Annotated in this window: 7 protein-coding genes; all 7 read left to right on the top strand. The window is 64.9% G+C overall.

Going from position 1 to position 6,463, the window contains the following annotated elements; all coding sequences use genetic code 11:
• Window positions 1–719: UPF0280 family protein (locus MOV75_RS23335; protein WP_247006691.1), on the top strand; the 719-nt coding region annotated here is incomplete at its 5' end.
• Window positions 720–745: 26 nt separating this feature from the next.
• Window positions 746–1,330, top strand: a complete 585-nt coding sequence (locus MOV75_RS23340; protein ID WP_246929878.1) for an amino acid synthesis family protein — start codon at window positions 746–748, stop codon at window positions 1,328–1,330.
• A 20-nt stretch (window positions 1,331–1,350) separates the two neighbouring features.
• Window positions 1,351–2,553, top strand: coding sequence for an ABC transporter substrate-binding protein (locus MOV75_RS23345; RefSeq protein WP_247006693.1), 1,203 nt, complete (start codon window positions 1,351–1,353; stop codon window positions 2,551–2,553).
• 205 nt (window positions 2,554–2,758) lie between these two features.
• On the top strand, window positions 2,759–4,648 hold the full coding sequence (locus tag MOV75_RS23350) for an ABC transporter permease (RefSeq protein ID WP_246929880.1): 1,890 nt from the start codon (window positions 2,759–2,761) through the stop codon (window positions 4,646–4,648).
• Window positions 4,645–5,436, top strand: coding sequence for an ABC transporter ATP-binding protein (locus tag MOV75_RS23355; RefSeq protein ID WP_246929881.1), 792 nt, complete (start codon window positions 4,645–4,647; stop codon window positions 5,434–5,436). The genes MOV75_RS23350 and MOV75_RS23355 overlap by 4 nt, the downstream gene beginning before the upstream one ends.
• Complete coding sequence (locus tag MOV75_RS23360; RefSeq protein WP_246929882.1) at window positions 5,433–6,137, top strand: ABC transporter ATP-binding protein; 705 nt, start codon at window positions 5,433–5,435, stop codon at window positions 6,135–6,137. Before MOV75_RS23355 ends, MOV75_RS23360 begins: the two co-directional genes overlap by 4 nt.
• A gap of 25 nt (window positions 6,138–6,162) precedes the next feature.
• Window positions 6,163–6,463 (top strand): MarR family winged helix-turn-helix transcriptional regulator (locus MOV75_RS23365; protein WP_247006695.1); only part of this gene is annotated, 301 nt, incomplete at its 3' end.

The raw sequence follows: 6,463 nt of genomic DNA on the forward strand, positions 1-6,463 counted from the left end.
AGCTGCGCGGTGCTGCCGGGGAGCGGACTGTGCTGAGAGGCGTTGTGGCGCGCCGCATGCACGCCGCGGTCGCGCCCTTTGCCGCTGATTGCTTCATCACGCCGATGGCCGCCGTTGCCGGCAGTGTAGCGGAGGAGATTCTCGGGGCCATGCTGGGCGCTGCGACGCTCAATCAGGCCTATGTCAACAATGGCGGCGACATCGCCCTTCATCTCGGCCGGGGCGAGCATTTTTCGATTGGCCTGATGGATCGCCCCGATCGTGATGGCGTGATGCGAGCTTTGAGGGTCGATGCGGATGACCCGGTGCGGGGCGTCGCGACCAGCGGGCGCCGTGGCCGCAGTTTTTCGCTCGGGATTGCCGACGCGGTGACGGTGCTGGCCCCAACGGCATCGCAAGCCGATGCGGCGGCGACGGTCATCGCCAATGCCGTGGATCTGCCGGGACATCCTGCCATCATCCGTCAGCCGGCCAGCGAGCTTCAGCCCGACAGTGATCTCGGCCCACGCCTCGTCACCCGCGATGTCGGCCGGTTGTCGCACGACGAGATCGCGGCAGCACTCGAATCTGGCGCGGAATGTGCACGCCAATTGTTCGATCGCGGCTTGATCGAGGGTGCCGTGTTGCAGCTTTGTGGTGATATGCTTGTCATCGGACCGAAAGATATTGAACGGCAAGAAGCGCGCCCACGTAAGCTGGAGAACGCGGTTCATGCCTGAGCAGGGAAGAGCCTGAGGACACAATCATGAGCGCGATCATCCGCAAGATCGTCACCATCGTCGAAGAGACGCAGATGGAGATGGGCCGGCAAGTCTCGCCGCCGACGCGGCGAGCCGCGGCGATTGCCGTGATCGAAAATCCCTTCGCGGGGCAATATGTCGAAGACCTCTCGCCGCTGATCGCGATCGGCGAGGAGCTGGGCGAGCTGCTGTCGAAGCGCGCGGTGGCTGCGCTCGGCATCGATGGCGCGAAGGCGCAGAGCTATGGCAAGGCCGCGGCCGTCGGCGAGAACGGCGAACTGGAACACGCGGCCGCGATCCTTCACCCGAAGATGGGCGCGCCGGTACGTAAAGTTCTGAGCAAGGGGGCCGCGCTGATTCCGTCGTCGAAAAAGCGCAGCGGCCCCGGCACCACGCTCGACATTCCCCTCGGTCACAAGGACGCAGCCTTCGTGCGTAGTCATTTCGACGGCATGGAAGTACAGATCAACGACGCGCCGCGCGCCAACGAGATCATGGTCGCGGTCGCCGTCACCGATAGCGGCCGTCCTTTGCCGCGCGTCGGCGGACTGACGGTTGCGGAGATCAAAGGCGAAGACGGTCTAAGATAATTTTAACGGTGGAGGTTGGGATGCGAGCAAAGAACTATTTCGTCGGCGCGGCGTTTGCGCTGTTGGCGGGTGGCATGGCTCATTCGGCCATGGCGCAGGATATCAAGATCGGCGAGATCAACAGCTATTCGCTGCTGCCGGCGTTCACCGAGCCCTACCGCAAGGGATGGCAGCTTGCGGTCGAAGAGGTCAACGCGGCCGGCGGCATCAACGGCAAGAAGCTCGTCGTCATCTCCAAGGACGACGGCGGCAAGCCTGCGGATGCGCAGACCGCGGCCAACGAGCTGGTTTCGAGCGAGGGTGTCGCGATGCTCGCGGGCACGTTCCTGTCGAACATCGGCCTCGCCGTCAGTGACTTCGCCAACCAGAAGAAGGTGTTCTTCCTCGCGGCCGAGCCGCTGACGGACGCCATCACCTGGTCCAAGGGCAACAAATACACCTTCCGCCTGCGCCCCTCCAACTACATGCAGGCGGCGATGCTGGTGGAGGCAGCCAGCAAGCTGCCGGCCAAGCGTTGGGCGACGATCGCGCCGAACTACGAATACGGCCAGTCCGCAGTTGCGGTGTTCAAGAAGCTGATGTCGGAGAAGCGTCCAGACATCCAGTGGGTCGACGAGCAATGGCCACCACAGGGCAAGATCGACGCAGGTCCGGTGGTGCAGGCCGTTGTCGCCGCCAACCCGGAAGCCATCCTCAACGTCACCTTCGGCGCCGACCTCGTCAAGCTCGTGCGCGAAGGCAACACCCGCGGCCTGTTCAAGGGACGCGAGGTCGTGTCCTTCCTGACCGGCGAGCCCGAATATCTCGATCCGCTCAAGGACGAGACGCCCGAGGGCTGGATCGTCACCGGCTATCCCTGGTACTCGATCAAGACGCCCGAGCATGACGCGTTCCTGAAGGCCTACCAGGCCAAGTACAACGACTATCCGCGTCTCGGCTCGATCGTCGGCTACCAGACCATCAAGTCGGCGGCTGCGATCCTGGCGAAGGCCGGCTCGAGCGATCCGGAGAAGCTGATCGCCGCGGCAGAAGGCCTCTCCGTGCCGTCGCCGTTCGGCGAGATCACCTTCCGCAAGATCGATCACCAGTCGACACTCGGTGCCTTCGTCGGCAAGACCGCGCTGAAGGACGGCAAGGGCGTGATGGTGGACTCGTCCTACAAGAAGGGCGCGGACTATCTGCCTGGTGATGCCGAAGTCGAGAAGCTGCGGCCGAAGGATTGATCCCCGCTGCCATAGGGTGGGTTAGCCCGCGGCTGCGCGAAGCGCAGTCCGCTGGCGTAACCCACCACCTTCGGCATCCGCAGAAACAGAAGTGGTGGGTTACGCCGAGCGATTGCGCTCCGCGCAATCGCAGGGCTAACCCACCCTACAAAGCTTTCTCCCGCGCACGAGCGGGATGAGATCCAACACCCAACCCGGACCGCCGATGGCCTTTTATGTCGTACAGTTTCTGACCGGTCTCGCCAGCGCAGCGTCGCTGTTCCTGGTGGCCTCGGGCCTGTCGATCATCTTCGGCGTGACGCGGATCGTGAATTTCGCGCATGGCGCCTTCTACATGATCGGCGCCTACATCGCCTTCACGCTGACGGAGCGCCTGTCGGGTGCGCTCGGTTTCTGGGGCGCGATCGTGATGGCCGCGTTTGCCGTTGCCTTGATCGGCGTGCTCGTCGAGATGGTGCTGCTTCGGCGCATCTATCATGCGCCGGAACTATTCCAGCTGCTCGCAACCTTCGGCCTGACCCTGATGGTCGAGGATCTCGTCGTGCTGATCTGGGGGCCTGACGATCTCGTCGGTCGCCGCGCGCCGGGCTTCAAGGGCGCCATCGATTTCTTCGGCCAGAACATCCCGAGCTACGACCTGTTTCTGATCGTGCTCGGCCCGGTCGTGCTCGGCATTCTCTGGCTGCTGTTCCAGCGCACGCGTTGGGGCGTCTTGGTGCGCGCGGCGACGCAGGACCGCGACATGGTCGCAGCACTCGGCGTCAACCAGAAATGGCTGTTCACGTCGGTGTTCGCGGTCGGTGTCTTCCTGGCCGCGCTCGGCGGTGCGCTCCAGATCCCGCGCGATGCCGTGCATCATGCCATGGATTTGCGGATCATCGTCGAGGTCTTCGTCGTGGTCGTGATCGGCGGCCTTGGCAGCATCGTCGGGGCCTTCGTCGCGGCCGTGCTGGTCTCCGAGCTCAACGCCTTCGGCATCCTGATCTTCCCGAAGATTTCCATCATCCTGGTCTTCCTGGTGATGGCCGTGGTGCTGATCGTGCGACCCTGGGGCCTGTTCGGCAAGCCGGAGGCGCCCGCGCGCAAGACGCCGGGTCTCACCGTCAATCCGTGGCGGCCGTTGACGTCGAACGAGCGGCTCGCGGCGCTTGCGGCGCTCGTGATTGCAGCGACGCTGCCGCTGTTCGCCGGCAACTATCTGCTCACCGTCGGCTCGGAGATCGCGATCTTCGTCATCTTCGCCGTCAGCCTGCACTTCCTGATGTCGGTCGGCGGGCTCGCGTCGTTCGGCCACGCCGCTTATTTCGGCCTCGGCGCCTATGGCGTCGCCTTCCTCGCCAAGATGGCGGGGCTGCCGATGATCGTCTGCCTGCTGCTCGGCCCGCTGCTCGGCTGCATGGGCGCGGCCGTGTTCGGCTTCTTTGCCGTGCAGCTCTCCGGCGTCTATTTTGCCATGCTGACGCTCGCCTTCGCGCAGATCGTCTGGTCGATCGCGTTCCAGTGGGTGAGCGTAACCGGCGGTGACAACGGCATTCTCGGCGTCTGGCCGGAAAAATGGGCGGCGAGCCCGTCGAACTTCTACTGGCTGGCGCTCGGCGTCGCCGCGCTGGTGACCGTCGCGCTGCGGGCCATGGTGTTCTCGCCGTTCGGCTATGCGCTTCGTGCCACGCGCGACTCGCTCCTGCGCACTGAAGCGATCGGCATTAACGCCAAGCGCATCCAATGGACCGCCTTCGTGATCGCCGGCACGACCGCCGGCATCGGCGGCGCGCTGTTCGCCTATCTCAAGGGCAGCGTCTTCCCGGACAATCTCGGCATCTCGCTTTCGGTCGATGCACTGGTCATGGTGCTGCTGGGCGGCGTCGAGACGGTGTCGGGCGCGGTGATCGGCGCCATCGTCTACAAGGCGCTGAACATCTGGCTGGTCAGTCAAACCGATCTGTCGAAGCTCGTGCTTGGCGGCTTCATCATGCTGATCGTCGTCGTCTTCCCCAAGGGCATCGTCGGCATGCTGGAGATGCTGGCGCAGCGTCGCAAGAAGGCATCACCGCCCGGGTCCCCCTTGCTTGCCAAGCCGATCGAGTCCGCCGAATGAGCATCGCACCCCCACTTCTTGAGGTCGAAGGTCTGACCAAATCCTATGGCGGCATTCATGCCGTGCGCGGGGTGTCGTTCTCGCTGCGCGCCGGCGAGATCCTGGCACTGATCGGGCCGAACGGCGCCGGCAAGAGTACCTGCTTCGACATGCTCAACGGCCAGAACAAGCCCGATACCGGCCATGTTCGCCTGCTCGGCGAAGACATCACGGCCAGGAAGCCGCGTGAGGTCTGGCGCCTCGGCGTCGGGCGCACCTTCCAGATCACCGCGACCTTTGCCACCATGACCGTGCGCGAGAACGTCCAGGTGGCGCTGATCTCGCACGGGAAGCAGCTGTTCAACCTGTTCGGCTCGGCACCGAACTTCGATCGCGGCGAGGCCGGCCGGCTGCTCGAGCTCGTCGGCATGGGCGGCTACGCGGATCGTCCGTGCGGCGAGCTCGCCTATGGCGACCTCAAGCGGCTCGAGCTTGCGGTGGCGCTCGCCAACCAGCCGAAGCTGCTCCTGATGGACGAGCCGACCGCGGGCATGGCGCCGCGCGAGCGGGTCGATCTGATGCGGCTCACCGCTCAGATCGCCCGCGAAAAGTCGATCGGGGTGCTCTTCACCGAGCACGACATGGATGTGGTGTTCGAGCACGCCGACCGCATCATCGTGCTCAATCGCGGCACGCTGATCGCCGAAGGCACGCCGGCCGAGGTGCGCGGCAATCCGCAGGTGCAGGCGGTCTATCTCGGCGAGGGCCTCGTCTATGATGCCCGCCACCGCGAGGGAGCCTCGGCATGAAGCTGACCGTCGAGGGGCTCAACAGTCATTACGGCCCGGCGCATATCCTGTTCGACATCGGCTTCGAGGTCGGCGAGGGCGAGGTGGTGGCGCTGCTCGGGCGCAACGGCGCCGGAAAGTCGACGACGTTCCGCTCGATCGTCGGCCTCGTCGCGCAACGAACCGGCCGCATCATGTTCGAGGGCAAGGACGTCTCGCTGCGTCCGACGCATGAGATCGTGCGCGAGGGGCTCGGCTACGTGCCGGAGGAGCGGCGCATCTTCACCGACCTGACGGTGGAGGAAAACCTCGAAGTCGGCCGCCAGCCGAAGCGTCCGAACGCCCCGCACTGGACCCGGGAAAAGTTGTTCACGCTGTTTCCGAATCTGGGCGAGATGCGGGGCCGTCCGGGCGGCCGCATGAGCGGTGGCGAGCAGCAGATGCTCACCATCGCCCGCACGCTGATGGGCAATCCGTCGCTGGTGCTGCTCGACGAGCCGTCGGAAGGCCTGTCGCCGAAGATCGTGGAACAGATGGTCGATGCCATCCTGACCATGAAGAAGGAGGGCGTCAGCATCGTCGTCTCCGAGCAGAATCTGCATTTCGCGCGGTTGATCTCCGATCGCGCCTACATCATCGAGCGCGGCCGCGTCTGCTTCGGCGGCACCATGGCCGAGCTCGACGCGCGTCCGGATATCCGCGACGCGCATCTGTCGTTGTGACGGCAAAGGGAAGGGCTGCGAGCGGATGGCGAGAAGCGTCACGGCGAAGAAGAGCATCAAGCTGGCAAAGCCGCCTTACGTGCTCGACGAGCAGGTCGGCTTCATCCTGCGCCAGGTCTGGCAGCGTCACAGTTCGATCTTCGCTCGCGATATCGGCACCAATTTGACGCCGACGCAATGGGCGGCGCTGTCGAAACTCGCCGAGACCGGCCCGTGCTCGCAGAACCAGCTCGGCCGGTTGACCGCGATGGACGTCGCGACCATCAAGGGCGTGATCGACCGCCTGACGGCGCGCGGCCTGACCGAGACCAGCCAGGACCCCGAGG

It is taken from the genome of Bradyrhizobium sp. PRIMUS42, from assembly GCF_023006515.1.
Lineage (GTDB): Bacteria > Pseudomonadota > Alphaproteobacteria > Rhizobiales > Xanthobacteraceae > Bradyrhizobium.